Origin of the sequence: Cellulomonas sp. NTE-D12 (assembly GCF_027923705.1) — a bacterium.
Taxonomy (GTDB): Bacteria; Actinomycetota; Actinomycetes; order Actinomycetales; family Cellulomonadaceae; genus Cellulomonas.
The window spans coordinates 2,180,741-2,206,200 of record NZ_AP026442.1 but is presented as its reverse complement, the minus strand read 5'-3'; the positions used below and the strand labels follow the sequence as shown (position 1 = coordinate 2,206,200).

The following is a 25,460-nucleotide window of genomic DNA, read 5'->3' as shown; positions in this document are numbered from 1 at the left end:
TCGATGAGCTCCAGCGCACCGCAGGCCGGTCTCGAGGTTCTCGAGGCCGGCCTCGGTCCGTCGGTCCGCGCCGGGTTCACCACGCGAGCGGGCGGCGTGAGCCTGCCGCCGTGGGACGGGCTCAACCTCGGCCTCGCCGTGGGTGACGACCCGGGCCGGGTGCGCCGCAACCGCGAGCTCCTGGCGGAGTGGGCCGGGGTCCCGGTGGCCTTCGCCACGCAGGTGCACGGGCGCGACGTCGTGGTCGTCGACGGACCTCCTGCGGACGGGACCGACTCCGTCGCGGTGGCCGACGCCCTGGTGACGACGCGGACCGACGTCGCGCTGGCGGTCCTCGTCGCCGACTGCGTCCCCGTGCTGCTCGCCGACCTCGACGCCGGGGTGGTGGCGGCGGTGCACGCCGGCCGTGGCGGCCTCGTGGCCGGGGTGGTCCAGGCGGCGCTCGCCGTGATGAACGACCTGGGCGCCCGCGTGGACCGGGTCGTCGCGGCGGTGGGACCGTCGATCGCCGGACGGTCGTACGAGGTGCCGGCCGACCTGCGCGACGCGGTGGCTCAGGTGGTGCCGGCCACCTCGGCGACCACGTCGTGGGGCACCCCCGCGCTCGACCTCCCCGTCGGCGTCGTCGCCCTGCTGGCGGCATCAGGGGTGCACCGGGTCCACCGCGTCGATCGCGACACCTTCCGGGATCCCGACCTCTACTCGCACCGACGGGCGACCGCGGCCGGCACGACGACGGGCCGCTCCTGCGGCATCGTCCGGCTGCTGCCCGCGGCACCGCGTGTCGCGCCGCCGACCAGCGAGGACGCCTTGCTAGCGTGACGAGCGCAGTGCTTCCGCCGGTGGCGCTGCGCCGTCTCCGGGGGTCGACCCGGACGGGTGGGGGACCGGAGACGTCCGGAGGATGGGAGCAGACGCGATGGCTGGAGCGTTGCGGAAGACGATGCTGTACCTCGGTCTGGCCGACGAGCGGCCCGAGGAGCAGGACGAGTGGGTCGAGGACGACGTCGAGGAGGCCGAGGTGCCGGACCAGTTCGAGGCTCAGGTCACCCCGCTGCGGCGACCCACCCGCGTCACCGGTGCCGCCGTCGCTGCGGCGACGTCCAGCGAGCTGCGCCGGATCACCACGATCCACCCGCGCTCGTACAACGACGCCCGCAAGATCGGTGAGGCGTTCCGGGACGGGGTCCCGGTGATCATGAACCTCACGGACATGGACGACGCCGACGCCAAGCGCCTCGTCGACTTCTCCGCCGGCCTGATCTTCGGTCTGCACGGGGCGATCGAGCGCGTCACCAGCAAGGTGTTCCTCCTCTCCCCGGCGACGGTCGAGGTCTCCGGTGAGGGGCACGGCCCCGATGCGGCGGGGCGCCCCGGCTTCTACAACCAGAGCTGACCGGTGGGCCTGGTCCGCGCCGTCCTGCACCTGGCGGTCCTGGTCTTCTTCCTGATCCTGCTCGTGCGCATGGTGCTCGACTGGGTCCAGGTCTTCGCCCGCACGTGGCGCCCGACGGGCGTGGCTCTGGTGGTCGCCGAGGCGACCTATACCGTCACGGACCCGCCGCTACGCCTGCTCCGGCGCTTCCTGCCCCCGCTGCGGCTCGGACCGGTGCAGCTCGACCTGGCGTTCACCGTGCTGTTCCTCATCTGCATCGTGCTGCTCTCGGTCATATAGGACAGAAGGGGTCGAGCGTGGGTCGCGCCCGGCCGAACAGCGGTGAACGGGCGCCGGAGGGCCGCGGCAAGGCCCCGCTCCTCACCCGGACCGCACGCGTGTCGGGGGGAGTCCGGCTCGCCGATTGTCCGCTACGGTGGCCCGAGGCGGTCGGTGGACTGCCGCCGGCCTAGCAGCACGACCGACAGAGGTGACGACGATGGCACTGCTGACCGCAGACGACGTCCTGAACAAGAAGTTCCAGTCGACGAAGTTCCGCGAGGGGTACGACCAGGACGAGGTCGACGACTTTCTCGACGAGATCGTCAACACCCTGCGCGAAGTGCAGAACGAGAACGAGGACCTCAAGACGAAGCTCGCGGCAGCCGAGCGTCGGATCGCGGAGCTGAGCCGCACCGGCGCGCAGCAGCAGCCGCCCGCGCCGAAGCCGGAGCCCGCTCCCGTCCCGGAGCCCGTCCAGGCCCCCGCGCCCGCTCCCGTCGCCGCAGTCGCGCCCCCCATCCCGGCGGTCACGGCACCGGCGCCCCGCAACGAGCCCGAGTCCGCCACCGGGATGCTCGCGCTGGCGCAGAAGCTGCACGACGACTACGTGCGCAGCGGTCAGGAGGAGTCCGACCGCCTGATCAACGAGGCCAAGTCCCGTGCGACCCACATCGTCCGCGAGGCGGAGGAGACCTCCCAGCGGACGCTCGGCCAGCTGGAGCAGGAGCGGTCGCTGCTCGAGCGCAAGATCGACGAGCTGCGGGTGTTCGAGCGCGACTACCGCACGCGTCTGAAGAGCTACCTCGAGAACCTCCTCGGCGACCTGGACAACCGCGGCAACGCGCTGCCCCCGCGCAGCGGCCAGGCGCAGCCCGTGGGCGAGGTCCAGGGCATCTGAGTCAGCGGCCTCCCGCGGCCGCAGCGTCGTCGTCGAGCCGCCCGGCACCCCTCCTGGGGTGCCGGGCGGTCGTGCGTCTGCGGCGTCGCCACCTCGTGGTCCGGCCGGTGCGAGGTCGTCGCGGCTCGCGTCCCTGACCTGCGCCGAGGCCGGAACCGGGCATGCGCGGCAGGTTCCGCGAGACTTCAGCCGGTCACCGCGGGCGAACGGGTGCGTGTCCTGTTGTGCTCCGGCCTGCACACGAATACATTCGCGTGACTCCAGCGAGGGGGGACCGACGGCCATGAACGAGGCACTCACCACGCTCACCGCGAGCGGCGAGACCAAGGACCTGAGCACGATGGTGAAGCAGTTCCCCGTACGGGACGGTGAGAAGCCGTGGACGGCGGCCGAGGTGACGGAGGTCGCCGACGAGCTGGCGGCGGAGCGCGCGCGGCTCGAGGGCGAGCTGGTGAACGCCGACGCCGAGCTGTCCGAGCTGCTGCGGCACTCCGGCGACGGGGCCGGTGACGACCAGGCCGACTACGGGTCCTCGGCGCTCGAGCGCGAGCACGAGCTGACGCTGGTGAACAACACCCGCGACCTGCTCGAGCAGACGCGTCACGCCCTGGAGCGGATCGCGGCGGGGACGTACGGCGCCTGCGAGTCCTGCGGCAAGCCGATCGGCAAGGCTCGGCTGCAGGCGTTCCCGCGGGCCACGCTCTGCGTCGAGTGCAAGCAGCGCGAGGAACGGCGCTGACGCGCCCGTAGACTCCTGCGGTGCCCACGCCTGACGAGCCACGACCGATCCCCGGTACCGCCCAGCAGGCCGATGCAGACCCTTCACGGTCTGCGCGGGCCGGGAGCGCGGCCGTGCCTCCGGTCGCGGCCGGGTCGCCTGCGCACCGGCGGCTGCTCGGTCTCGTCGTCGTCCTCGCGGCGCTGGTGCTGGTGGTCGACCAGCTGACGAAGGCGTGGGCGCTCCGTGCACTGGCGGACGGTCTGCGTCGTCCGGTGCTCGACAGCCTCCTGGGGCTGCAGCTGGTGTTCAACCCCGGTGCCGCGCTGTCGATCGCGACCGGCATGACGTGGGTGCTGACGATCATCGCCGCGACCGTCGTGGTGGTCGTCGTGCGGGTGTCGCGGCGGCTCGGCTCCACCGGGTGGGCGCTCGCGTTCGGCCTGCTGCTCGGCGGCGCGGTGGGCAACCTGGTCGACCGGCTGGTCCGGGCGCCAGGGCCTGCGCGCGGGCACGTCGTCGACTTCATCGCCTACGGACACCTCTTCGTCGGGAACGTCGCCGACGTGGCGATCGTCGTGGCCGCCGTCCTGGTGGTGCTCCAGACCATGCGCGGTGTCCAGCTGGACGGCAGCAGGCCGGAGCGCGTGGCGCGGGGCGGGGCGGCCGCGTCGGCGGACGACGTCCCGCAGTGAGCGAGCGACGGAGCCTGCCCGTGCCGGACGGTCTCGCCGGGGAACGGGCGGACGCTGCCGTGGCACGGCTGCTCGGCCTGTCCCGCACGCGGGCGGCCGACCTGGTGGAGGCGGGCGCCGTCGCCCTGGACGGCCGGCCGCTCGGCAAGTCGGACCGCCTCGTCGCGGGCGGGTGGCTCGAGGTGGAGCTCCCCGACGTGGCATCGGCCAAGGCCGCTGCGCCGCCGGAACCGGTGCCGGGGATGGTGGTCCGGTACGACGACGACGACCTGGTGGTCGTCGACAAGCCCGTGGGGGTGGCGGCGCACCCGTCGCCGGGCTGGACCGGCCCGACGGTGGTCGGGGCGCTCGCCGCTGCGGGCTACCGGGTGTCCACGTCGGGGGCCGCCGAGCGGCAGGGTGTCGTGCACCGGCTGGACGTCGGCACCTCCGGGCTGATGGTGGTCGCCAAGAGCGAGCGCGCGTACACGGCCCTGAAGCGCGCCTTCAAGGAGCGCACGGTCGAGAAGGTCTACCACGCGCTGGCCCAGGGGCATCCGTCGCCGGCGACCGGCACGATCGACGCCCCCATCGGGCGGCACCCGTCGTCGGACTGGAGGTTCGCGGTGGTCGCGGACGGGAAGCCGTCGGTGACGCACTACGAGGTGATCGAGGCGCTCCCCGGGGCCTCGCTCACGGAGGTCCACCTCGAGACGGGCCGCACCCACCAGATCCGCGTGCACTTCGCGGCGCTGCGCCACCCGTTGGTCGGGGACGTCACCTACGGCGCCGATCCGGCGCTGGCGCAGCGGCTGGGGCTCACTCGGCAGTGGTTGCACGCCGTCCGCCTCGGCTTCGAGCACCCGGCGACGGGCAGCTGGCTCGAGGTCGTCAGCGAGTACCCGCAGGACCTCCAGCACGCCCTGGACGAGCTGCGCTCGACGTATCGCTGACCCCGCCGCGGCACACCCGACGACACACCGGGGGGCGTCGGTGGGGCGACGTAGGATCGCCCGCATGGCAGCGGCGGGTGGCTCGAAGAGCACCGACTTCGTCCACCTCCACGTGCACACCGAGTACTCGATGCTGGACGGCGCGGCACGGATCGGCGAGCTGTTCGACGAGGCGGAACGCCTGGGCCAGAAGGCCATGGCGATCACCGACCACGGCTACCTCTTCGGCGCGTTCGAGTTCTGGCAGAAGGCCAAGGCCCACGGGATCAAGCCGATCATCGGCGTCGAGGCGTACGTCACCCCGGGCACCAGCCGGTTCGACCAGACCAGGGTCCGGTGGGGCGAGGCGCACCAGGCGGCCGACGACGTCTCCGCGCGCGGGGCGTACACCCACCTCACCCTGCTGTCCCGGACCACCGCGGGCATGCACAACCTCTTCCGGCTCGGGTCTCAGGCGTCCCTCGAGGGCCAGATGGGCAAGTGGCCCCGGATGGACCGCGAGCTGCTGTCGCGCTACGCCGACGGCCTGATCGCCACCTCCGGCTGCCCCTCCAGCGAGGTGCAGACCCGGCTGCGGCTGGGTCAGTTCGACGAGGCGCTGCGCGCCGCCGGAGAGCTGCAGGACATCTTCGGCAAGGAGTACTTCTACGTCGAGCTGATGGACCACGGGCTCGACATCGAGCGCCGGGTGATCAAGGACCTGCTGCGCATCGCCGAGGCGCTCAGCGCACCGCTCGTCGCCACCAACGACCTGCACTACACGCGCGAGGAGGACGCCCACGCGCACGAGGTGCTGCTCGCGGTGCAGTCCGGCTCGACGCTGGACGAGCCGACGTCCGACCAGGGTGGCAGCCGGTTCGCCTTCGGGGGGACGGGCTACTACCTGCAGTCGGCGGAGCAGATGCGGCGCACCTGGGCCGAGCTGCCCGAGGCGTGCGACAACACCCTGCGGATCGCCGAGCAGTGCGAGGTCGAGTTCACGACGGGCGTGAACTACATGCCCCGGTTCGACACCCCGCCGGGGGAGAACGAGGACTCCTGGTTCATCAAGGAGGTGGAGCGCGGCCTGCAGCGGCGCTACCACGGCGAGGTGCCGGAGGACGTGCGCCGCCAGGCGGAGTACGAGACCGGCGTCATCACGCAGCTCGGCTTCTCCGGGTACTTCCTCGTCGTCGCCGACTTCATCAACTGGTCGAAGTCGCAGGGGATCCGCGTCGGACCGGGTCGTGGGTCCGCGGCGGGCTCGATGGCGTCGTACGCGATGGGCATCACCGAGCTCGACCCGCTCAAGCACGGGCTGATCTTCGAGCGGTTCCTCAACCCCGAGCGCATCTCCTGGCCGGACGTCGACGTCGACTTCGACGAGCGTCGGCGCGGCGAGGTGATCCGCTACGTCACGGAGAAGTACGGCGAGGACCGGGTCTCCCAGATCGTCACCTACGGGACCATCAAGGCGAAGCAGGCCCTCAAGGACTCCTCGCGGGTGCTCGGCTTCCCCTTCGCCATGGGCGACAAGCTGACCAAGGCCATGCCGCCGGCGGTCATGGGCAAGGACATCCCGCTGTCCGGCATGTACGACCCCGAGCACCCGCGGTACGCGGAGGCCGAGGAGTTCCGCCAGGTCGTCGCGGCCGACCCCGAGGCGCAGCGCGTGCTGGAGACGGCGCGAGGGCTGGAGAACCTCAAGCGGCAGTGGGGGGTGCACGCGGCCGGCGTGATCATGTCGAGCGTCCCGCTGACGGACGTCGTCCCGATCATGAAGCGCCCGCAGGACGGCGCGATCATCACGCAGTTCGACCAGCCGGCGTCCGAGGCTCTGGGCCTGATCAAGATGGACTTCCTCGGTCTGCGGAACCTGACGATCCTGGACGACGCGCTGGCGAACATCGTCGCGAACGGCAAGCCGGCGATCCTCATCGAGGACACGCCGCTCGACGACCAGCCGACGTACGACCTGCTGGCGCGCGGCGACACGCTCGGGGTCTTCCAGCTGGACGGCGGCCCGATGCGCTCGCTGCTGCGCCAGATGCGACCGGACAACTTCGAGGACATCTCCGCCGTCATCGCCCTGTACCGGCCCGGTCCGATGGGCATGAACTCGCACATCAACTACGCGCTGCGCAAGAACAAGCTGCAGAACGTCGAGCCGATCCACCCCGAGCTCGAGGAGCCGCTGCAGGACGTCGTGGGGATCACCCACGGGCTGATCGTCTACCAGGAGCAGGTGCAGCGCGCCGCACAGAAGCTGGCCGGCTACACGCTGGGCCAGGCCGACCTGCTCCGCCGCGCGATGGGCAAGAAGAAGAAGGAGATCCTCGAGAAGGAGTTCATCCCGTTCCAGGCGGGGTGCCGCGCGAACGGCTACTCCGACGCGGCGATCCAGGCGGTGTGGGACACCCTGGTCCCGTTCGCCGGCTACGCGTTCAACAAGGCGCACTCCGCGGCGTACGGGGTGGTGTCGTACTGGACGGCGTTCCTCAAGGCGAACTACCCGACCGAGTACATGGCCGCCCTGCTGACGAGCGTGCGCGACGACAAGGACAAGTCCGCGCTGTACCTCGGCGAGTGCCGGCACATGGGCATCACGGTGCTGCCCCCGGACGTCAACTCCTCCTCCGCCCTGTTCACGGCCGTCGGCGACGACATCCGGTTCGGTCTGACGGCCGTGCGCAACGTGGGCGCCAACGTGGTGGACGCGATCGTCAAGGCGCGCGAGGAGAAGGGGGCGTTCACCTCCTTCACCGACTTCCTGGACAAGGTGCCGGCCGTGGTGTGCAACAAGCGCACCATCGAGTCGCTGATCAAGGCGGGTGCGTTCGACTCGCTGGGCCACACCCGACGCGGGCTGCTGCTGGTGCACGAGCAGGCTGTCGACTCCGTCATCGGCGTGAAGCGCAAGGAGGCGGAAGGTCAGTTCGACCTGTTCGCCGATCTGATGGGCGGCGGCGCGGACAGCGGTCCCGGGTTCGCGGTCACCGTGCCGGACGTCCCGGACTGGGACAAGCGGCAGCGGCTGCAGTTCGAGCGGGAGATGTTGGGCCTGTACGTGTCCGACCACCCGCTGTCCGGGCTGGAGCACGTGCTCACGACGGCGGCGGACGTGTCGATCGCCACGCTGCTCGCAGACGAGGCGCGGCCGGACGGCTCGATGGTGGTCGTGGCGGGCCTCGTCACGTCGCTCCAGCGCAAGATGTCCAAGCAGGGGAACCCGTGGGCCGTGATCACGCTGGAGGACATGGAGGGCTCGATCGAGGTCCTCTTCTTCGGCGAGACGTACCTGGCGTACTCCACCGTGCTGGCCGAGGACGCCGTGCTCGTCGTGCGCGGCCGGGTGCGACGCCGGGACGAGCAGCTGCAGCTGCAGGCGAACGAGGTGACCCTGCCGGACATCTCGCAGGGCACGGACGCTCCGCTGCTCGTCTCGCTTCCGGTGGCGCGGTGCACACCGCCGGTGGTCGAGCGGCTGCGGGAGGTGCTGGGCACGCATCCCGGCGTCACCGAGGTTCGGCTGCGGCTGACGAGCCCGGGCCGCGCGACGGTGATGCGGCTCGGCGACGGCCTGCGCGTGGAGCGCACCCCGGCCCTCTTCGGCGACCTGAAGGCGCTGCTGGGACCGAGCTGCCTGGCCTCCTGAGGAGGGAGCGCCGCACGCGGGCTCGGACGCCCCGGGCCGGTCTCGGGGGCCCCGCCTAGACTGCGCCCCGTGATCTCCCGCATCGACCTGCGCGGCCGTTCCCTGTCCCGACGTGAGCTGATCGACGCGCTTCCTCGGGCGGAGCTGGACGTCGAGCACGCCGTCGCCGCGGTGCTCCCCGTGCTGGAGGCGGTGCGGACCCGCGGTGCGGTCGCGCTCCGGGAGCTGGGGGAGCGGTTCGACGGTGTGCGCCCCGAGCACCTCCGGGTGCCCGCGGACGTCCTCGCGGGAGCGGTCGAGGCGCTCGCACCGGAGATCCGCGCCGCCCTGGAGGAGACGATCCGTCGCGTCCGCCAGGTGCACGCCGCGCAGCGGCCCGCGCCGTTGGTCACGGACCTCGCGCCCGGCGCCCAGGTGCGGCAGCGCTGGATCCCGGTGCGGCGGGTCGGGCTGTACGTCCCCGGCGGCCTGGCCGTCTACCCGTCGTCGGTGGTGATGAACGTGGTCGCGGCGCAGGAGGCCGGGGTCGGGTCGCTGGCCGTCGCCTCGCCGCCGCAGAAGGACCGTGGCGGACTCCCGGACCCCGTGGTGCTGGGCACGTGCGCGCTGCTGGGTGTGGACGAGGTGTACGCCGTCGGTGGGGCCCAGGCGGTGGCGATGTTCGCCTACGGCGCGGTCGGGGAGGACGACCGCGACGGTGCGGTGCTGTGCGAGCCCGTGGACGTGGTCACGGGACCGGGCAACGTCTACGTCGCAGCCGCCAAGCGCCTGGTCCGAGGGCGTGTGGGCATCGACGCGGAGGCGGGACCCACCGAGATCGCCATCCTCGCGGACCACTCCGCCGATCCCCGCCATGTCGCGGCGGACCTGATCTCGCAGGCGGAGCACGACCCGCTCGCGGCGGCGGTGCTCGTCACCCCGTCGTCGGCGCTCGCCGACGCCGTGGACGCCGCGCTGGCTCAGCTGGTGCCCGTGACGGCGAACGCCGAGCGCGTGCGGACGGCCCTGGCGGGCACGCAGTCCGCGATCGTCCTGGTGGACGACGTCCGCGCGGGGCTCGAAGTGGTCAACGCGTACGGTGCCGAGCACCTGGAGATCCAGACGGAGGACGCGGCCGCGCTCGCCGAGCAGGTGACGAGCGCCGGTGCCATCTTCGTCGGCCCGTACTCGCCGGTGTCGCTCGGGGACTACATGGCCGGGTCGAACCACGTGCTGCCGACCGGGGGCTCGTCGCACTTCACCAGCGGGCTGGGTGTCCACTCGTTCGTCCGCCCGGTGCAGGTGGTCGAGTACGACGCCGGGGCGCTCGCCGCGGTGGCGGACCGCGTGGTCGCGCTCGCCGACGCGGAGCGGCTGCCGGCGCACGGCGAGGCGGTCCGGGTCCGCTTCTGACGGCGTCCGCGCGAGCGTGGGCGGACGACGTCACGCGCCGGCCCGGACGGCGGACTGCTGCGGGGCTCGTTCGAGGCGCTCCCTAGACTCGTCCGGTGACCGCCGACCAGCCGCGTGCCGCCCTGCCCCTACGACCCGAGCTGGCAGGTCTGCACCCCTACGGGGCTCCCCAGCTGGACGTCCCCGTCCGGCTGAACGTCAACGAGAACCCGTACCCTCCCTCGCCCGCCGTGGTCGACGACATCGCCGCCGCGGTGCGCACCGCTGCCGCGACCCTCAACCGGTACCCCGACCGGGACTTCGCCGACCTCCGGGCGGACCTGGCGGCCTACCTGCTCACGGAGTCGGGGGTGCGGCTCGACCCGTCCCAGATCTGGGCGGCCAACGGCTCCAACGAGGTGATGCTGCACCTGCTGCAGGCCTTCGGTGGTCCCGGGCGGACGGCGGTGTCCTTCGCCCCGACGTACTCCATGTACCCGGAGTACGCCCGTGACACGTCGACCCGGTGGGTCACCGGCCGCCGCGCGGAGGACTTCAGCCTCGACCCCGCGCACGCGCACGACGTGATCGCCGAGGAGCGGCCGAGCGTGGTGCTCCTCGCCAGCCCCAACAACCCCACGGGCACCGCGCTGCCTCTCGCCACCGTCGAGGCCGTGCTGGCGGCGGCCGACGAGGTACCCGACGGCTGCGTCGTCGTCGTCGACGAGGCGTATGGCGAGTTCCGCCGTCGCGGCACACCGTCGGCGCTCGAGCTGCTCGTCGACCACCCCAACCTCGCCGTGAGCCGCACCATGTCGAAGGCCTTCGGGCTCGCGGGTGGGCGGGTCGGGTACCTCGCTGCTGCATCCGAGCTGGTCGACGCGCTGCGCGTGGTGCGGCTGCCGTACCACCTGTCGGCGGTGACGCAGGCGGTCGCGCGCGCGGCGCTGGCGCACTCCGAGGAGCTGATGGCCCAGGTCGGGGCGCTGCGGGACGAGCGCGACGACCTCGTGGCGTGGCTGCGGACGAAGGGCCTGACCGTGGCGGACTCGGACGCGAACTTCGTGCTGTTCGGCGTCCTCGACGACCCGCACGCCGTCTGGCAGGGTCTGCTCGACCGTGGCGTGCTGATCCGTGAGGTCGGCCCGGCCGGATGGCTGCGGGTGTCGGTCGGCACCCCGCAGGAGACGGCGGCCTTCAAGGCCGCCCTGGTGGAGGTGGCGGGACTGTGAGCGGTCGCACGGCGCGGGTGGAGCGCTCGACGAGCGAGTCGAGCGTGGTGGTCGAGCTGGACCTCGACGGGTCCGGACGGACGACGATCGACACCGGGGTGCCGTTCTACGACCACATGCTCACGGCGCTCGGCAAGCACGCGCTGCTCGACCTGACGGTGCAGTCGCGGGGCGACACCCACATCGACGCGCACCACACGGTCGAGGACACGGCCATCGTGCTCGGCGAGGCGCTGCGCGTGGCGCTGGGCGACAAGCGCGGCATCGCCCGGTTCGGGGACGCCACCGTGCCGCTCGACGAGGCGCTGGCCCAGGCGGTCGTCGACGTGTCCGGCCGCCCGTACTTCGTGCACTCCGGCGAGCCTGCCGGGCAGCAGTACCACCTGATCGGGGGCCACTTCACCGGCTCCCTGACGGCGCACGTGCTCGAGTCGATCGCGCACCACGCCGCGATGACCATCCACGTGCGCGTGCTGGCCGGCCGGGACCCGCACCACATCGTCGAGGCGCAGTTCAAGGCGCTCGCACGGGCGCTGCGCGCGGCCGTGGCGCTCGACCCGCGGGTGGAGGGCGTGCCGTCCACCAAGGGCGCCCTGTGAGCGGCGCCGGTCCGGTTCCGTCCGGGCCTGACGACGACCCGCTCTCGGGTCTGCAGATCCCGGACGACCTCTCGGGGCTGGACGACGAGGTCCCGTCCGTCGCGCTGGTCGTGACGCCGGTGGCCGACCCGGCGCCGCTGGCGGCCACCTGCGCGCTGGCCAAGGTCGACGTCGACGCCGTGCCGTCGGACGTCGGCGCGATCGCCGTGCTGCGCGACCCGGGCGCCGGCGAGCAGGCGGCCGCCGCCATCTCCGAGCTGCTGCGCGCCGTGCCGGTCGTGCTGCTGGAGCGCCGCGAGCAGCAGGTGTCCGCCACGCACTGGGTCCGCGGCGAACGCACGCGGGACCTCCCGCCCGGCCTGGTGCTGTCCGACGCGCCCGAGCTCCTCGAGGACCTGCTGCTCCGGGGCCTCCGAGCGGCCGACGTGCCGGGCACGGTGACCAGCGTCGGCATGACCCGGTGGAAGGCCCTGCGAACCCTCGCAGGGCGGCGCCCACGGGACTGACACCACCCTGCGCACCGCGTGCCGCGCCGGGCCCAGGCGCGGGCGCCGCGGAGACGGCGCGCGATGCCCAGGTACCCTGACGGCGTGCCCCAGCAGCCCCACGTCGTGGTCCTGGACTACGGCTTCGGCAACGTGCGCTCCGCCGTGCGCGCGCTCCAGAGGGTCGGGGCGCAGGTCGAGCTGACCGCCGACAGGGACCGCGCCCAGGAGGCCGACGGCCTCGTCGTCCCCGGCGTCGGCGCGTTCGCCGCCGTGATGGCCGGGCTGCGCGCCGTGGGGGGTGACCAGGTCGTCGACCGCCGCCTTGCCGGCGGCCGGCCGGTGCTCGGCATCTGCGTCGGGATGCAGGTGATGTTCACGGAGGGCGTCGAGCACGGGGTACGCACCGCGGGGCTGGGGGAGTGGCCCGGGCTGGTGGACCGCCTCGAGGCACCGGTCGTGCCGCACATGGGCTGGGCCACCGTGCAGCCTCCCGAGGGGTCGACGCTCTTCGCCGGGCTGGAGGACGAGCGCTTCTACTTCGTGCACTCCTACGCCGCCCGGTCGTTCCCGCTCACGGCAGCCGGAGCGCGTCCCGGCCCGATGCCACCGCCGTTGGTGACCTGGGCGGAGCACGGCGACCGGTTCGTCGCCGCCGTGGAGAACGGTCCCCTGGCCGCGACCCAGTTCCATCCTGAGAAGTCCGGCGACGCCGGGGCGCAGCTGCTGTCCCACTGGGTCGCCTCTCTGCGCTGACGCGCGTCGCCGCAGGGCAGTCCCTGGTTTTCCGACGGTTTTCCGACGTGAGGAGCACGACGAGATGAGCGAGCCGCGCCTGCAGCTGCTGCCGGCGGTCGACGTGGTGGACGGCCAGGCCGTCAGGCTGGTGCAGGGCGAGGCCGGTTCCGAGACCGGGTACGGCGACGCTCTGGATGCGGCGCTCGCCTGGCAGCAGGCGGGGGCGGAGTGGGTGCACCTGGTGGACCTCGACGCGGCCTTCGGCCGCGGGTCCAACGCCGCGCTGCTGGCCGACGTCGCGGCTCAGCTCGCCGAGCGGGGGGTCCGGGTCGAGCTGTCCGGCGGCATCCGCGACGACGCCTCCCTCGACCGGGCGCTCGCGACCGGTGCGGCACGGGTGAACCTGGGCACGGCGGCGCTCGAGGACCCCGACTGGACGGCCTCGGCCATCGCGGCGCACGGGGACCGCGTCGCCGTCGGCCTCGACGTGCGCGGCACCACGCTCGCGGCCCGGGGCTGGACCCAGGACGGCGGGGACCTGTGGGAGGTGCTGGCTCGCCTCGACGACGCGGGCTGCGCCCGCTACGTCGTGACGGACGTGACCAAGGACGGGACCCTGCGAGGCCCCAACGTCGACCTGCTCCGCCAGGTGTGCGGCCGCACGTCCGCGCCGGTGGTCGCCTCGGGCGGCGTCTCGAGCCTGGACGACCTGCGCACGCTGCGCGCGCTGGTCCCGGTCGGCGTCGAGGGTGCCATCGTGGGCAAGGCGCTGTACGCCGGCGCCTTCACGCTGGAGGCGGCGCTGCAGGTCGCCGGGCGGCCGTGAGCCCGCGCGAGCTCCCTCCGACCTCGGCGTTCGCGCACGACGACGGATCGGCGGACCCGGCACTCGCGGCCGTGGTCGGCGCCTACGCGGCAGGCCGCTCGTCGTTGGCCGACGTCGTGGCCGCGCTGAGCGGCACCCGGGTCCTGGTGCCGGTGCTGGCCCACGCCGAGGTGTCCGCCGAGCAGGCTGCCGCCGAGCACGCCGGCGACTCGACGGCGTCGGCGGGCGTCGTCGGGCTGCAGATCGCGGACGGGCGCACCGCGCTGCCGGTGTTCAGCAGCGTCGCCACCCTGGCGGCGTGGCGCCCGGACGCCCGGCCGGTACCGGCCGAGGCGTCCCGAGCGGCGCAGTCCGCCGTGTCCGACGGCTGGCCCGTGCTGGTCCTGGACCCCGCGGGCCCGACGGCCGTGACCGTGCCGCGACCGGCGGTGGTGGCGCTGGCGGAGGGCCGCTCCTGGGAACCGGCGGTCGCGGACGGCGCGGTGGTGGTGGCGGTCCGGGACGCCGTTCGCGCAGCTCTGGAAGGGCTCGACGGCGTGGTCGCCTGCGCGGCGGTGCCGGGCGGGCGTGCCGAGGTCGCCGTGGACCTCACGCTGCGCGCTGGGCTCGACCGGCAGCAGCTCGACGCGCTGCTGCAGCGGGTCGGTCAGCGGCTCGCGGCGGACCCCGTCGCCGCGGAGCGGGTCGACTCGTTCGAGCTGCGGCTGCGCAGCGCCTGACGCGACCGGCGGACCGCGCGCTGGACCAGGCGCCGGGTCAGCCGGTGCAGGTCGGCGCGGGGCTGAAGGCCGAGCTGTCGTCGAGCATCCGGCGCACCGTGCTGACCGGTACCAGATAGCTGTGCCCGTCCGTGCTCTTGGCGTAGACGACGCCGATCACGGTGCCGTCGGCTCCCAGCGCGGCCGAACCGGAGCTGCCCGGCTCCACGGGCGCATCGGTCACCAGCACCTGTCCGAGCGTGGCGTTCAGCGGGTCCGTCGTGGACCCGATGACATGCCCGTCGGTCAGCGTGAGCCGGCTGCCCAGCGGGTAGCCGACGACCGTCACGGGGTCACCGGTCTGCGGGTCGTGGGCGGCCAGCTGGGGCGCGGACGGCAGCGCGTCGGCGGTCCGGACGATCGCCAGGTCCGCCAGCTTCGCGGTGCTGGCCGCGGTGACCGCCACGTCGCGGCCGTCGTACGTCGACACCTGCAGGGACGCCGAGTCGGCCACGACGTGCTTGTTGGTCACCAGCTCGTGGTCCGTCAGTGCGAAGCCGGACCCGGTGGACACCTGGCCGCAGCCGACGTTGCGGATGCGCACCGCCATCCGCCGCACGGCGTCGAACCCGTCCGCCGACAGCGTCGACGTGCCGGCGGAGATCGACGGTGTCGGCAGGCTGGTCGGCACCACGCTGGTCGGTACCGGGGCGGGCATCCCGGGCAGCACCCCGCAGCCGGCCAGCAGGGTGGTGCCGCCGACGAGAGCGACGGCGACGGGACGCCTCATCGCGACAGCTCCCGCTGCAGCGCGGTGTTCGCGGCAGTCGCCTGCCCGCAGTACGACTGCACGTCGTTCCGGTAGCTCGCCAGGGACGCCGGGTCGTAGGCCGAGGCGTTGGCCAGGTAGCTGATCAGCTTGTTCTGGCCGTCGATGCAGGTGGCGAGGGAGGTCGCGACCTTGCCGGCGGCCTGGGACACCCGCGCCTGGTAGTCGGCGAGCTGCTGCTGGGCTGCGGTGGTGTCGCCCAGCTTGGCCTTCTCGTCGGCCAGCTGGGTGATCCGCTGCTGCGCGGCGTCGAGCTGGGAGCGGGTGGCGGTCAGCTCGTCCTGCGCCGCCTTGAGATCCGCCTGGGCCTGGGCGAGCTGGTCCCCGTGGGTGTGCGCCAGCGCCTGCCACTGCGCGGACGAGCGCTGCCACGCGGTCGTCACCTGGATCATCCGGCCGACCGCGACGAGGGCGACGACCAGGGCGACGACGAGCACGACGATCAGGGGCGCGGGGCGCCGACGCCCGTGGCGACCCGGCTCGACGACCGGGAGCGGCCGCGTCTCGTCGTCCCGGTGCGGGGGCTGGCTCCAGACGAGGCCGGTCGGCTCATCGCTCACGCGGCAAGGATAGGAGCGAGCCGCTCAGGACACGGGACCGGTGAACTTCTCGCCGGGGCCCTCACCACGGGCGTCCGGGTACGGGGACGCCTCGCGGAACGCCAGCTGCAGCGACCGCAGCCCGTCGCGCAGCGGCCGGGCGTGCTGGTCGCCGAGGTCCGGCGCGGACGCCGTGACCAGGGCCGCCAGCGCGGTGATCAGCTTCCGGGCCTCGTCCAGGTCGAGGTACGCGGCACCGGCTCCTGCCGGCCCGTCCTCCGCGAGCCCGCACTTGACCGCCGCCGCGCTCATCAGGTGCACGGCCGCGGTGCTGATCACCTCGCCCGCCGACACGTCCGCGATGTCCCGCGTCGCCGCGGCGACCGACTCGTGCAGGTGAGCCGGACCCGTCGTCGTGGCCTGGGCGCCGTGCGGCCCGGCGGAGGCGCTCACCGGCGGCTCGGGGCTGGCGTTCGCAGTCATGGGACGCATCCTCTCATCGCCCCCCGCGCCCCCGCGTACCGCCTCGGGAGGGCCGCGGCTGCCGTCTGGTAACCTGTGGCACGACTGACCTGGCGCAGGCCCCGTCCTGTGCTCCCGCGGACCATCCGCAGGGGCGCGTGACGGACGCAGGCGTCGGGTGCACAAGTGGAGAACCTCCCACCTTGGTCCCGACCGCACAGCACGTCCGCCGGACGTGCTGACGACAGGGTCCGGGTCCAGTCCGCTGCACACGGCCGCGCCGTGTGCCGCCGCGTGGTCACCAACCACCGGTGCGGTGCTGTCGAGGCCTCCGCCTGTGCCCAGGGCGGGGGCCTTCCTCGTTCCCGGGCGGTCGTCCGTCACGACTCTCGAGGAGCACCACATCAGCGAGCCCCGCATCAACGATCGGATCCGCGTCGCCGAGGTCCGCCTGGTCGGCCCCAACGGCGAGCAGGTCGGCATCGTCCGCGTGGAGGACGCACTGCGCCTTGCCCAGGACGCCGACCTCGACCTCGTCGAGGTGGCCCCCGACGCCCGCCCGCCGGTCGTCAAGATCATGGACTACGGCAAGTTCAAGTACGAGGCCGACATGAAGGCCCGTGAGGCTCGCCGGAACCAGACGAACACGGTCCTCAAGGAGATCCGGTTCCGCCTGAAGATCGACCCGCACGACTACGCCACCAAGAAGGGGCACGTCGAGCGGTTCCTCAAGGGCGGCGACAAGGTCAAGGTCATGATCATGTTCCGCGGCCGCGAGCAGTCGCGCCCGGAGATGGGCGTGCGCCTGCTGCAGCGCCTGGCCGACGACGTGACCGAGCTGGGCTTCATCGAGTCGATGCCCAAGCAGGACGGCCGCAACATGATCATGGTGCTCGGGCCGACCAAGAAGAAGGCGGACCAGCGCAGCGAGCAGCGCCGGGCACAGGCGGCGGCCAAGCCGGCCGATGCCGAGGCGGAGGCCCAGCAGCAGCCGGCAGCGGCTCCCGCGGACGAGCAGGCGGCCGGCGCGGTTCCTGCGACAGCAGCCGCCGCGACGCCGGCACCCGCTGCCGCGCCGGCACCCGCAGCCCCCGCAGCGGCGGCTCCCGCGGCTGCCGCACCCGCACGGACGGCTCCGTCCGCCGCGCGCCCGGCAGCTGCGCCGGCGTCGACGCCTCGGCCGAGCCCGCGTCCGGCTCCTGCACCTCGCACGGCTGCGCCCGCGGCCCGGCCGGCAGCGGCGGCCCCGCGTGCACCCCGTCCTGCGCCGGCCGCACCCGCGGCCGGGGAGCAGGCGTCGGCACCGCGGCCTGCCGCCCCGCGCCCCGCGGCACCGCGGCCGGCACCGCCTCGGCCGGCGGCTGCGCGCAGCACGAGCACCGGCAACCGCACGGCTCCCACGGAGGGGGCGAGCTGAACCAGCGCCGGGACGCCGACCGGCGGACCTGCACGGCACGAGCCACCCGGGCACCCGGGTGGCGCGAACGACAAGGAGAGACGGCAGCCATGCCGAAGAACAAGACGCACTCCGGTGCCAAGAAGCGCTTCCGCGTGACCGGCACCGGCAAGATCATGCGGGAGCAGGCCAACGGGCGGCACCTGCTGGAGCACAAGTCGAGCCGTCGCACCCGCCGCATCGCCGGTGACGTGGTCGTCTCGTCGGTCGACACCCCCAAGATCAAGAAGCTGCTCGGCCGCTGACCCGTGGACGCCCCACGGGGCGTCCCGGGCGCGACGAGCCTGGACCAGCAAGGAGCATCACGTGGCACGCGTGAAGCGGGCGGTCAACGCCCAGAAGAAGCGCCGGTCGACCCTCGAGCGGGCGAGCGGCTACCGCGGTCAGCGGTCCCGTCTCTACCGGAAGGCCAAGGAGCAGGTCACCCACTCCCTGGTGTACGCCTACCGCGACCGCAAGGCGCGCAAGGGCGACTTCCGCAAGCTCTGGATCCAGCGGATCAACGCCGCCGGCCGAGCCCAGGGCATCACCTACAACCGCCTGATCCAGGGCCTGAAGCTCGCGGGCGTCGAGGTGGACCGGCGCGTGCTGGCCGACCTGGCCGTGAACGACGCGGCGGCCTTCGCCGCGCTGGTCCAGCTGGCCAAGGATGCGCTGCCGGAGGACGTCAACGCCCCCTCGGCTGCGTGAGGTCCGTCGACCCGCTCCACCCGAACGCCCGGCCGTGAGCGCTGAGCTGACCAACCCGCGCGCCGAGCGCGTGCGGTCGGTCGCCGCCCTGGCCGGGCGTTCGGCACGTCGGCGCACTGGACGGTTCCTCGTCGAGGGGCCGCAGGCGGTGCGCGAGGCGGTGGCGACGGCCGACGTCGTCGTCCACGACGTCTACCTGACCGAGGGTGCGGCGGAGCGCTACCCGGAGATCGTGGCGTCGGCTCGCGAGCGGCGGCTGCACCTGCACGTCGGCGACGCCGCCGTGCTCGAGGCGATGAGCCCGGACGCCCAGCACGTCGTGGCGGTCGCGGACCAGCGCCACGACGACCTCGGCACCGTGCTCGCGGCGCGTCCCCGGCTGCTCGCGGTGCTGGCGCACGTACGTGACCCCGGCAACGCCGGCACGGTGCTGCGGGTGGCCGACGCCGCCGGAGCCGACGCCGTGCTGCTCTCGACCGAGAGCGTCGACGTGCACAACCCCAAGGTGGTGCGCTCCACCGCGGGTTCCCTCTTCCACCTGCCCGTCGTCGAGGAGGTGACCCTCGCCGCCGCCGTGGACGCCCTGCGCAGCGCCCGTGTCACCGTCCTCGCCGCGGACGGCCGCGGCGACGTGGACCTCGACGACCTGCAGGACACCGCCGGCTCCGGCGCGCCCGACCTCGCCGGTCCGACCGCCTGGCTGTTCGGCAACGAGGCGTGGGGCCTGGCGGACGAGGACCTCGCGCTGGCCGATGCGGTGGTCCGGGTGCCGCTGCACGGCCGCGCCGAGTCGCTCAACCTCGCGACGGCTGCCGCGGTCTGCCTGTACGCCTCCGCGCGCGCCCAGCGGCACGTGCGGCTCTGAGCCCGTGCGCCTGTTCGCCGCGGTCTGGCCGCCCGAGGAGGTGCTCGATCACCTCGACCTCGCCCTTGCGGCCGTGCGCGGGGCGACGGCGGGGGAGGACCGTGGCCCCGTGCGGTGGGCGGCACGGGAGACCTGGCACCTGACGCTCGCCTTCTACGGCACCGTGGCCGACGGCAGCGCCCCGATCCTGCTCGAGGAGCTCGCGGCCGCAGCGGCTGCGGCGGAGCCGTACGCGCTGCGACTGCGCGGCGCCGGGGTGTTCTCCCACCGGACCCTGTGGACCGGCGTGGCAGGCGACCTCGAGGAGCACCGGGCGCTGACGCGCGCCTGCGGCCGGGCCGGTGACGAGGTCGGCGCTCCGCCGGACGTGCGCGTGCGGGAGCGGCCGCACCTGACGGTGGGCCGGGTGCGACCGGGTGCTCCGGCCGTCCGTGGTGGTCGGGCAGCCGGGCGCGGTCGAGCCGAGCGTGCGGCCGGGGAGGTAGAAGGTCAGCTGCCGGAGGACCTGGTTTCGGCGTTGGCGGTGTACGAGGGGCCGACGTGGACCGTGACGTCCCTGCGGCTCGTCGAGTCCACCCCGGGCGCCGGGCGCGGCGGAGGTCCGTTGTACGTGCCGGTCGGCGAGCTCCCGCTGGGCACCTGACCGGCCGGTCGGCGGTCGCTCGTCAGACGGATGGTGGGCCCCGTGCTGGACGCACCCGGGCCGCTGCAGGGCGCGCCACTAGACTGCCGGGTCGGCCGCCCGTGCGCGTGGCGGCCGGGCCGGTCCGCCTGCTGCGCCGGTCGTCGTCCCACCCTGGAAGGCTCGGATGCCCGACGAGAGCACGGTGCTGTCCCCCCTCGACGCCGACGCGATGCAGAACGCGCTGGACGAGGCGCTCGCGGCGGTGGCCGCCGCTGCCGACCTCGCGGCGCTGAAGGCGGTCCGTCAGGCGCACACCGGGGAGCGCAGCCCGTTGGCCCTGGCCAACCGTGCCATCGGCGGTCTGCCGGGTGCGGAGAAGGCGGCGGCGGGGCGCATCGTCGGCCAGGTCCGGGGGCGGCTGACCGCCGCCGTCGCGGCGCGCGAGGCAGAGCTGGAGGCCGAGCGCGACGCGCGGGTGCTGGTCGAGGAGGCCGTGGACGTCACCCTCCCGGTGGACCGTCGCCCCGCCGGGGCCCGGCACCCGCTCGAGACCCTGATGGAGCGGGTCGGTGACGTCTTCGTCGCCATGGGCTGGGAGGTGGCCGAGGGGCCCGAGGTCGAGGCGGAGTGGTTCAACTTCGACGCGCTGAACTTCGGTCCCGACCACCCCGCCCGGCAGATGCAGGACACGTTCTTCGTCGATCCTGCCGGCTCCGGCCTGGTCCTGCGCACGCACACGTCCCCGGTCCAGGCTCGCTCGTTGCTGGAGCGGGAGCTGCCGGTCTACGTCGTCTGCCCGGGTCGCGTGTTCCGGACGGACGCGCTCGACGCGACCCACACGCCCGTGTTCCACCAGGTCGAGGGCCTGGCGGTGGACCGGGGTCTGACCATGGCGAACCTCAAGGGCACGCTCGACCACTTCGCGCGAGCGATGTTCGGGCCGGAGGCCCGCACCCGGTTGCGGCCGTCGTTCTTCCCGTTCACCGAGCCGTCGGCGGAGATGGACCTGTGGTTCCCGCAGAAGAAGGGCGGCCCGGGCTGGATCGAGTGGGGAGGGTGCGGGATGGTCAACCCGAACGTGCTGAGGTCGGTAGGGGTGGACCCCGACGAGTACTCCGGCTTCGCCTTCGGGATGGGCATCGAGCGCACGCTGATGCTGCGGCACGGGATCGCCGACATGCACGACATGGTCGAGGGCGACGTGCGCTTCTCGGAGCAGTTCCGGGCGGTGATCTGACGTGGTGATGGTCCCGCTCGCCTGGTTGGGCGACCACGTGGAGCTCCCGGAGGGGCTGACGGCGGCACAGCTCGCCGCGGACCTGGTCCGGGTGGGGCTGGAGGAGGAGGCGATCCACTCCGGCTCCGACGTCACCGGACCGCTCGTGGTCGGCCACGTGCTCTCCGCCGATCCGGAGCTGCAGAAGAACGGCAAGACGATCAACTGGTGCCAGGTGGACGTCGGTGCGTTCAACGCGCTGGACGACGCGGGCCGGCCGACCGTTCCGCGCGGCATCGTCTGCGGCGCGCACAACTTCGGCGCGGGCGACCACGTCGTCGTCGCGCTGCCAGGCGCCGTGCTGCCCGGCCCGTTCCCGATCGCCGCGCGCAAGACCTACGGGCACGTCTCCGACGGGATGATCTGCTCGGCCCGCGAGCTGGGCATCGGGGACGACCACTCGGGGATCATCGTGCTGTCCCGCCTCGGGCTGACCGACGACCAGACACCCGCAGGCGCGGACGCGGCGGAGCTGCTCGGGCTGCGTGACGAGGTCCTCGAGATCAACGTCACGCCCGACCGTGGCTACTGCTTCTCGATGCGTGGGATCGCGCGGGAGTACGCGCACTCGACGGGTGCCCGGTTCACGGACCACGGCCTGCCGACCGACGCGCAGCGCGCGCCCCTGGCGGGCGGCTTCCCGGTGGAGATCGACGACGAGGCGCCGATCGACGGCGTCCCCGGCGCCGACAGGTTCGTCGCGCGCATCGTGCACGGCGTGCGCGCCGACGTGCCCTCGCCGTCGTGGATGCAGCACCGGCTGGTGCAGGCCGGCATGCGGCCGCTCGGCCTCGCGGTCGACGTGACCAACTACGTGATGCTGGATCTCGGTCAGCCGCTGCACGCCTACGACCTGGGCGGCCTGGCCGCGCCGATCGTCGTGCGCCGCGCGGCGCCCGGCGAGCACGCGACCACGCTCGACGGCGTGGACCGTGCGCTGGACCCGCAGGACCTGCTGATCACCGACAGCCCGGACGGGGCACGCGGCTCCCGTGTGCTGGGGCTGGCCGGTGTGATGGGCGGCGCGGACAGCGGGGTCGCGGGGGGCACCACGGACCTGCTGATCGAGGGTGCGCACTTCGACCCGATCACCGTCGCGCGCACGTCGCGGCGTCACCGGCTGTCGAGCGAGGCGGCCAAGCGGTTCGAGCGGGGGGTCGACCCGCAGCTCGCGCGGGTGGCCGTGGACCGGGTGGCGGAGCTGCTGGTCGAGCTCGGCGGCGGGACCGTCGACGAGACCGGGACGGACGTCGACCGGACCACCGAGCCGCCCACCGTGCTGCTCGACCCCCGGCTGCCGGCGCGGCTGGTGGGTGTGCCGTACACCGACGACGAGGTGCGCGGCACCCTCGAGCGGATCGGGTGCACCGTGACCGACTCGGCGGCCGGTCTGTCCGTGCAGGTGCCGTCCTGGCGTCCCGACCTGGTGGTGCCGGTCGACCTGGTCGAGGAGATCGCGCGGCTCGGCGGCTACGACACGATCCCGTCCGTGGTGCCCGCGGCGCCCGCCGGACGTGGACTGACCTGGTCGCAGCGTGCGCGCCGGGCGGTGGCCGACGCACTGGCGGCCGAGGGGCTCGTGCAGGTGCTCTCGTACCCCTTCGTCGGGACGGCGCAGCTGGACGCGATGAACCTGCCCGCCGGGGATGCCCGCCGCTGTGCCCTGCGGCTCGCGAACCCGATCTCGGAGGCCCAGCCGCTGATGCGGACGGATCTCCTGGTGACGCTGCTGGACACCGCGCGCCGCAACGTGGGTCGTGGCCAGAGCGACCTCGCGCTGTTCGAGACCGGGCTCGTCACGCTGCCGCGTACCGGCGCTCCGGCTGCGCCCCTGCTGCCGGGTGGCACGCTGCCGACCGACGACCAGCTGGACGAGCTGGCGGCGGCGCTCCCGGACCAGCCGCGGCACCTGGCGGCGGTGCTCACGGGTCTGCGCGAGCGCGCCGGCTGGACCGGTCCCGCCCGGCGGGCGGACCACACCGACGCGTTCGCCCTGGTGGACGTCGTGGCCCGGCGCCTCGGCGTCGAGGTGCACGTGGCAGCCGAGCCGGACCGTGCACCGTTCCACCCGGGGCGATGCGCCCGCGTGCTCGCTGCCGACGGTCGTGTGCTGGGCCATGCGGGCGAGCTGCACCCGGCCGTCGTCGCCGCGCACGACCTGCCTGCCAGGGCCGTGGCGTTCGAGCTCGACCTCGACGCTCTGCTCGCCGCCGCGCCGTCGGCCCCGGTCCAGGCCGAGGCCGTATCGACGTTCCCGGTGGCCAAGGAGGACGTGGCGCTCGTGGTCGACGCCGCCGTACCCGCGGCGGACGTGCTGGCCGCCGTGCGGGACGGCGCGGCGAGCAGCCCCGCGGGCGACGTCCTGGAGGACGTGCGGCTGTTCGACGTCTACGTCGGGGACCAGGTCGGGGAAGGCAGGCGGTCGTTGGCGTTCTCGCTTCGGCTCCGGGCCGCCGACCGGACCCTGACGGCGGCCGAGACGGCGGAGGTCCGCAACGCCGTGGTGGCGACGGCGCAGGCGCGGTTCGGGGCGGAGCTGCGGTCCTGAGCTGCCGCTGAGCGGCCGGTGGATACGCTCCGACCGTGTCGAAGACCCGGCTCGAGGCGTTCAGCGACGGCGTGATCGCGATCGTGATCACGGTGATGGTGCTCGAGCTGCGAGCGCCCCACAGCACCGACCTGGCGGCCCTGCGGCCCCTGCTGCCGGTGTTCCTGGCCTACGTGCTGAGCTTCGTCAACCTCGGCATCTACTGGAACAACCACCACCACATGCTCGGCGCGGCGCGTCGCGTCGACGGCTCGGTGCTGTGGGCCAACCTGCACCTGCTGTTCTGGCTGTCCCTGTTCCCGTTCACCACCGCGTGGCTCGGCGAGAACCACGCGGTGGCGGTGCCGACGGCGGCGTACGGGGTGGTGGCGCTGTGTGCAGCGATCGCCTACTGGGTGCTGCAGGGCCGGATCATCGCCCTCGAAGGTCCGCGGTCCACGCTCGCGCTGGCGGTCGGTGCGGATCTCAAGGGGCGGATCTCGCCGTTCGTCTACGCCGCGGGGGTCGGCATGGCCTTCGTGGAGCCGTGGGTCTCCATCGCCCTCTACGCCGGGGTCGCACTGCTGTGGCTGGTCCCGGACAGGCGGGTCGAGCGGCAGCTGGCGCGGGGCGACCGGGGCTGAGGCAGCACCGCTGCCCACCGCGAGCGCCGGCAGCGAGCCTCAGAGCGTGAGCAGCACCTTGCCCGTGGTGCGGCGACCTTCGAGAGCTCGATGGGCGTCGGCGGCGTCCCGCAGGGGGAACCTGGCCCCGATCCGGGCCGACAGCCGTCCGTCCGCGAGCAGGGCGAACAGCTCGTCGGTGCGGCCCAGCAGCTCCTCGCGCGTGGCGGTGTAGGCGCCGAGCGAGGGCCGCGTGAGGTACACCGAGCCCGCGGCGTTCAGGCGCTGCGGGTCGACGGGCGGCACCGGTCCGGACGACGCACCGAACAGCACCAGCGTCCCCCGAGGCCGCACGCTGGCCAAGGAGGCGTCGAAGGTGTCCTTGCCGACGGAGTCGTACGCCGCACGCACACCGACCCCCGACGTCAGCTCGCGGACGAGTGCCGGGAGCTGTCGCGTCAGGTCGTCGAGCTCCCGGTACCGGATCACGTCCGCCGCTCCGGCCTGGCGCGCCAGCTCCTCCTTGGCGGGGGTGCCCACCGTGCCGATCACCCGTGCGCCACGCAGCGTGGCGAGCTGCGTCGCGAGCAGACCCACTCCGCCGGCCGCGGCGTGCAGCAGCACGTCGTCCCCCGGTCGCAGCTCCACGGTCGAGGTGACCAGGTAGTGGGCGGTGATGCCCTGCATCGGGATCGCCGCGGCCGTCTCGTCCGACACCCCGTCCGGCACGGGGATCAGGTCCGAGGCGCGCACGGTGGCGAGCTCGGCGTACGACCCGTTCGCGGCGGTCCACGCGACGCGGTCGCCCACCGCCACCCCGGTGACGGAGGAGCCGAGCGCCACCACCCGACCGGCGCCCTCCGAGCCGACGACGTGGGGGTAGCGCATCGGGTAGATGCCCGACCGGCGGTAGGTGTCGATGAAGTTCACGCCCGCCGCGGCGACGGCGACCACCGCCTCGTCGGGGCGTGGCTCCGGGTCGGGGAGCTCGACGACCTGCAGGACCTCCGGACCGCCCGGGGCGGTGGCGACGACAGCGCGCATGGCACCATCAAAACGCCTGCGGCGTGGCGTGGCGTGTCAGC

General features: G+C 73.7%; 27 protein-coding genes. 23 read left to right on the top strand and 4 right to left on the bottom strand.

The features are described from left to right. The first annotated feature begins 3 nt into the window (after positions 1–3). The 15 genes from pgeF to QMF98_RS10130 all read left to right on the top strand — a co-directional run bounded on the left by pgeF (position 4) and on the right by QMF98_RS10130 (position 14,504). Positions 4–822: a peptidoglycan editing factor PgeF gene (gene pgeF, locus QMF98_RS10200; protein WP_337972952.1), complete on the top strand. Its 819-nt coding sequence runs from the start codon at positions 4–6 to the stop codon at positions 820–822. A 97-nt stretch (positions 823–919) separates the two neighbouring features. Then, entirely contained in the window at positions 920–1,396 is a 477-nt protein-coding gene (locus tag QMF98_RS10195; protein WP_337972951.1) for a cell division protein SepF, read from the top strand. A 3-nt stretch (positions 1,397–1,399) separates the two neighbouring features. After that, positions 1,400–1,675, top strand: a complete 276-nt coding sequence (locus QMF98_RS10190; RefSeq protein ID WP_263732303.1) for a YggT family protein — start codon at positions 1,400–1,402, stop codon at positions 1,673–1,675. Positions 1,676–1,874: 199 nt separating this feature from the next. Continuing rightward, on the top strand, positions 1,875–2,555 hold the full coding sequence (locus tag QMF98_RS10185) for a DivIVA domain-containing protein (protein WP_337972950.1): 681 nt from the start codon (positions 1,875–1,877) through the stop codon (positions 2,553–2,555). 283 nt (positions 2,556–2,838) lie between these two features. Next, complete coding sequence (locus tag QMF98_RS10180) at positions 2,839–3,294, top strand: TraR/DksA family transcriptional regulator (RefSeq protein ID WP_337972949.1); 456 nt, start codon at positions 2,839–2,841, stop codon at positions 3,292–3,294. Positions 3,295–3,407: 113 nt separating this feature from the next. Then, positions 3,408–3,968: a signal peptidase II gene (gene lspA, locus QMF98_RS10175; protein ID WP_337972948.1), complete on the top strand. Its 561-nt coding sequence runs from the start codon at positions 3,408–3,410 to the stop codon at positions 3,966–3,968. After that, positions 3,965–4,900: an RluA family pseudouridine synthase gene (locus tag QMF98_RS10170; RefSeq protein WP_337972947.1), complete on the top strand. Its 936-nt coding sequence runs from the start codon at positions 3,965–3,967 to the stop codon at positions 4,898–4,900. The genes lspA and QMF98_RS10170 overlap by 4 nt, the downstream gene beginning before the upstream one ends. Before the next feature lie 64 nt (positions 4,901–4,964). Beyond that, positions 4,965–8,534 (top strand): DNA polymerase III subunit alpha, encoded by a 3,570-nt coding sequence (dnaE, locus tag QMF98_RS10165; RefSeq protein ID WP_337972946.1) that lies wholly within the window; start codon positions 4,965–4,967, stop codon positions 8,532–8,534. Between the two features lie 69 nt (positions 8,535–8,603). Then, complete coding sequence (gene hisD, locus QMF98_RS10160) at positions 8,604–9,926, top strand: histidinol dehydrogenase (protein WP_337972945.1); 1,323 nt, start codon at positions 8,604–8,606, stop codon at positions 9,924–9,926. A 95-nt stretch (positions 9,927–10,021) separates the two neighbouring features. Beyond that, positions 10,022–11,137, top strand: a complete 1,116-nt coding sequence (locus tag QMF98_RS10155) for a histidinol-phosphate transaminase (RefSeq protein WP_337972944.1) — start codon at positions 10,022–10,024, stop codon at positions 11,135–11,137. Then, complete coding sequence (gene hisB / locus QMF98_RS10150; RefSeq protein ID WP_337972943.1) at positions 11,134–11,736, top strand: imidazoleglycerol-phosphate dehydratase HisB; 603 nt, start codon at positions 11,134–11,136, stop codon at positions 11,734–11,736. Before QMF98_RS10155 ends, hisB begins: the two co-directional genes overlap by 4 nt. Beyond that, positions 11,733–12,242 carry a hypothetical protein gene (locus QMF98_RS10145; RefSeq protein WP_337972942.1) on the top strand — a complete coding sequence of 170 codons (510 nt, stop codon included), beginning with the start codon at positions 11,733–11,735 and terminating at the stop codon, positions 12,240–12,242. Before hisB ends, QMF98_RS10145 begins: the two co-directional genes overlap by 4 nt. A gap of 63 nt (positions 12,243–12,305) precedes the next feature. Next, positions 12,306–12,977 carry an imidazole glycerol phosphate synthase subunit HisH gene (hisH, locus tag QMF98_RS10140; protein WP_337972941.1) on the top strand — a complete coding sequence of 224 codons (672 nt, stop codon included), beginning with the start codon at positions 12,306–12,308 and terminating at the stop codon, positions 12,975–12,977. A 64-nt stretch (positions 12,978–13,041) separates the two neighbouring features. Further along, positions 13,042–13,785, top strand: a complete 744-nt coding sequence (gene priA / locus QMF98_RS10135; protein WP_291758554.1) for a bifunctional 1-(5-phosphoribosyl)-5-((5-phosphoribosylamino)methylideneamino)imidazole-4-carboxamide isomerase/phosphoribosylanthranilate isomerase PriA — start codon at positions 13,042–13,044, stop codon at positions 13,783–13,785. Next, the gene (locus QMF98_RS10130) at positions 13,782–14,504 is read left to right on the top strand and encodes an SseB family protein (RefSeq protein ID WP_337972940.1); all 723 of its coding nucleotides are present in this window, start codon (positions 13,782–13,784) and stop codon (positions 14,502–14,504) included. Before priA ends, QMF98_RS10130 begins: the two co-directional genes overlap by 4 nt. 37 nt (positions 14,505–14,541) lie before the next feature. On the opposite strand, the gene QMF98_RS10125 is transcribed toward QMF98_RS10130, so the two are convergent. From QMF98_RS10125 to QMF98_RS10115, 3 genes are read right to left on the bottom strand one after another with little or no spacing between them, the layout of a single operon-like run. Next, complete coding sequence (locus tag QMF98_RS10125; RefSeq protein WP_337972939.1) at positions 14,542–15,273, bottom strand: S1C family serine protease; 732 nt, start codon at positions 15,271–15,273, stop codon at positions 14,542–14,544. Further along, positions 15,270–15,872, bottom strand: coding sequence for a hypothetical protein (locus QMF98_RS10120; protein WP_337972938.1), 603 nt, complete (start codon positions 15,870–15,872; stop codon positions 15,270–15,272). The genes QMF98_RS10125 and QMF98_RS10120 overlap by 4 nt, the downstream gene beginning before the upstream one ends. 24 nt (positions 15,873–15,896) lie before the next feature. Further along, positions 15,897–16,334 carry a DUF1844 domain-containing protein gene (locus QMF98_RS10115; protein ID WP_337972937.1) on the bottom strand — a complete coding sequence of 146 codons (438 nt, stop codon included), beginning with the start codon at positions 16,332–16,334 and terminating at the stop codon, positions 15,897–15,899. A gap of 316 nt (positions 16,335–16,650) precedes the next feature. Here QMF98_RS10115 and infC point away from each other — a divergent pair, with 316 nt between their 5' ends. From infC to QMF98_RS10075, 8 genes are all read left to right on the top strand, one after another. Beyond that, positions 16,651–17,730 carry a translation initiation factor IF-3 gene (gene infC, locus QMF98_RS10110; protein ID WP_337972936.1) on the top strand — a complete coding sequence of 360 codons (1,080 nt, stop codon included), beginning with the start codon at positions 16,651–16,653 and terminating at the stop codon, positions 17,728–17,730. An 89-nt stretch (positions 17,731–17,819) separates the two neighbouring features. Further along, positions 17,820–18,014, top strand: a complete 195-nt coding sequence (gene rpmI, locus QMF98_RS10105) for a 50S ribosomal protein L35 (protein ID WP_263732633.1) — start codon at positions 17,820–17,822, stop codon at positions 18,012–18,014. A gap of 61 nt (positions 18,015–18,075) precedes the next feature. Next, complete coding sequence (rplT, locus tag QMF98_RS10100) at positions 18,076–18,459, top strand: 50S ribosomal protein L20 (RefSeq protein ID WP_263732634.1); 384 nt, start codon at positions 18,076–18,078, stop codon at positions 18,457–18,459. A gap of 46 nt (positions 18,460–18,505) precedes the next feature. After that, entirely contained in the window at positions 18,506–19,324 is an 819-nt protein-coding gene (locus QMF98_RS10095) for a TrmH family RNA methyltransferase (RefSeq protein ID WP_337975602.1), read from the top strand. Between the two features lie 4 nt (positions 19,325–19,328). Beyond that, positions 19,329–19,967: an RNA 2',3'-cyclic phosphodiesterase gene (thpR, locus tag QMF98_RS10090; RefSeq protein ID WP_337972935.1), complete on the top strand. Its 639-nt coding sequence runs from the start codon at positions 19,329–19,331 to the stop codon at positions 19,965–19,967. A gap of 166 nt (positions 19,968–20,133) precedes the next feature. Further along, on the top strand, positions 20,134–21,186 hold the full coding sequence (gene pheS / locus QMF98_RS10085; protein ID WP_337972934.1) for a phenylalanine--tRNA ligase subunit alpha: 1,053 nt from the start codon (positions 20,134–20,136) through the stop codon (positions 21,184–21,186). 1 nt (position 21,187) lies between these two features. Continuing rightward, complete coding sequence (gene pheT, locus QMF98_RS10080) at positions 21,188–23,773, top strand: phenylalanine--tRNA ligase subunit beta (RefSeq protein WP_337972933.1); 2,586 nt, start codon at positions 21,188–21,190, stop codon at positions 23,771–23,773. A gap of 35 nt (positions 23,774–23,808) precedes the next feature. Beyond that, positions 23,809–24,396: a TMEM175 family protein gene (locus tag QMF98_RS10075; RefSeq protein ID WP_337972932.1), complete on the top strand. Its 588-nt coding sequence runs from the start codon at positions 23,809–23,811 to the stop codon at positions 24,394–24,396. Positions 24,397–24,435: 39 nt separating this feature from the next. Here the strand turns inward: QMF98_RS10075 and QMF98_RS10070 are convergent, their stop codons facing one another. Then, positions 24,436–25,419 carry a quinone oxidoreductase family protein gene (locus QMF98_RS10070; protein ID WP_337972931.1) on the bottom strand — a complete coding sequence of 328 codons (984 nt, stop codon included), beginning with the start codon at positions 25,417–25,419 and terminating at the stop codon, positions 24,436–24,438. Positions 25,420–25,460 lie beyond the last annotated feature (41 nt).

What these genes read in the sequence shown, in the direction of transcription:
- pgeF (WP_337972952.1), top strand. Translation starts at nt 4, where the DNA reads ATGAGCTCCAGCGCACCGCAGGCCGGTCTCGAGGTTCTCGAGGCCGGC.
- QMF98_RS10195 (WP_337972951.1), top strand. Translation starts at nt 920, where the DNA reads ATGGCTGGAGCGTTGCGGAAGACGATGCTGTACCTCGGTCTGGCCGAC.
- QMF98_RS10185 (WP_337972950.1), top strand. Translation starts at nt 1,875, where the DNA reads ATGGCACTGCTGACCGCAGACGACGTCCTGAACAAGAAGTTCCAGTCG.
- QMF98_RS10180 (WP_337972949.1), top strand. Translation starts at nt 2,839, where the DNA reads ATGAACGAGGCACTCACCACGCTCACCGCGAGCGGCGAGACCAAGGAC.
- dnaE (WP_337972946.1), top strand. Translation starts at nt 4,965, where the DNA reads ATGGCAGCGGCGGGTGGCTCGAAGAGCACCGACTTCGTCCACCTCCAC.
- hisH (WP_337972941.1), top strand. Translation starts at nt 12,306, where the DNA reads ATGCCCAGGTACCCTGACGGCGTGCCCCAGCAGCCCCACGTCGTGGTC.
- priA (WP_291758554.1), top strand. Translation starts at nt 13,042, where the DNA reads ATGAGCGAGCCGCGCCTGCAGCTGCTGCCGGCGGTCGACGTGGTGGAC.
- QMF98_RS10125 (WP_337972939.1), bottom strand. Translation starts at nt 15,273, where the DNA reads ATGAGGCGTCCCGTCGCCGTCGCTCTCGTCGGCGGCACCACCCTGCTG.
- QMF98_RS10115 (WP_337972937.1), bottom strand. Translation starts at nt 16,334, where the DNA reads ATGACTGCGAACGCCAGCCCCGAGCCGCCGGTGAGCGCCTCCGCCGGG.
- rpmI (WP_263732633.1), top strand. Translation starts at nt 17,820, where the DNA reads ATGCCGAAGAACAAGACGCACTCCGGTGCCAAGAAGCGCTTCCGCGTG.
- pheS (WP_337972934.1), top strand. Translation starts at nt 20,134, where the DNA reads ATGCCCGACGAGAGCACGGTGCTGTCCCCCCTCGACGCCGACGCGATG.
- QMF98_RS10070 (WP_337972931.1), bottom strand. Translation starts at nt 25,419, where the DNA reads ATGCGCGCTGTCGTCGCCACCGCCCCGGGCGGTCCGGAGGTCCTGCAG.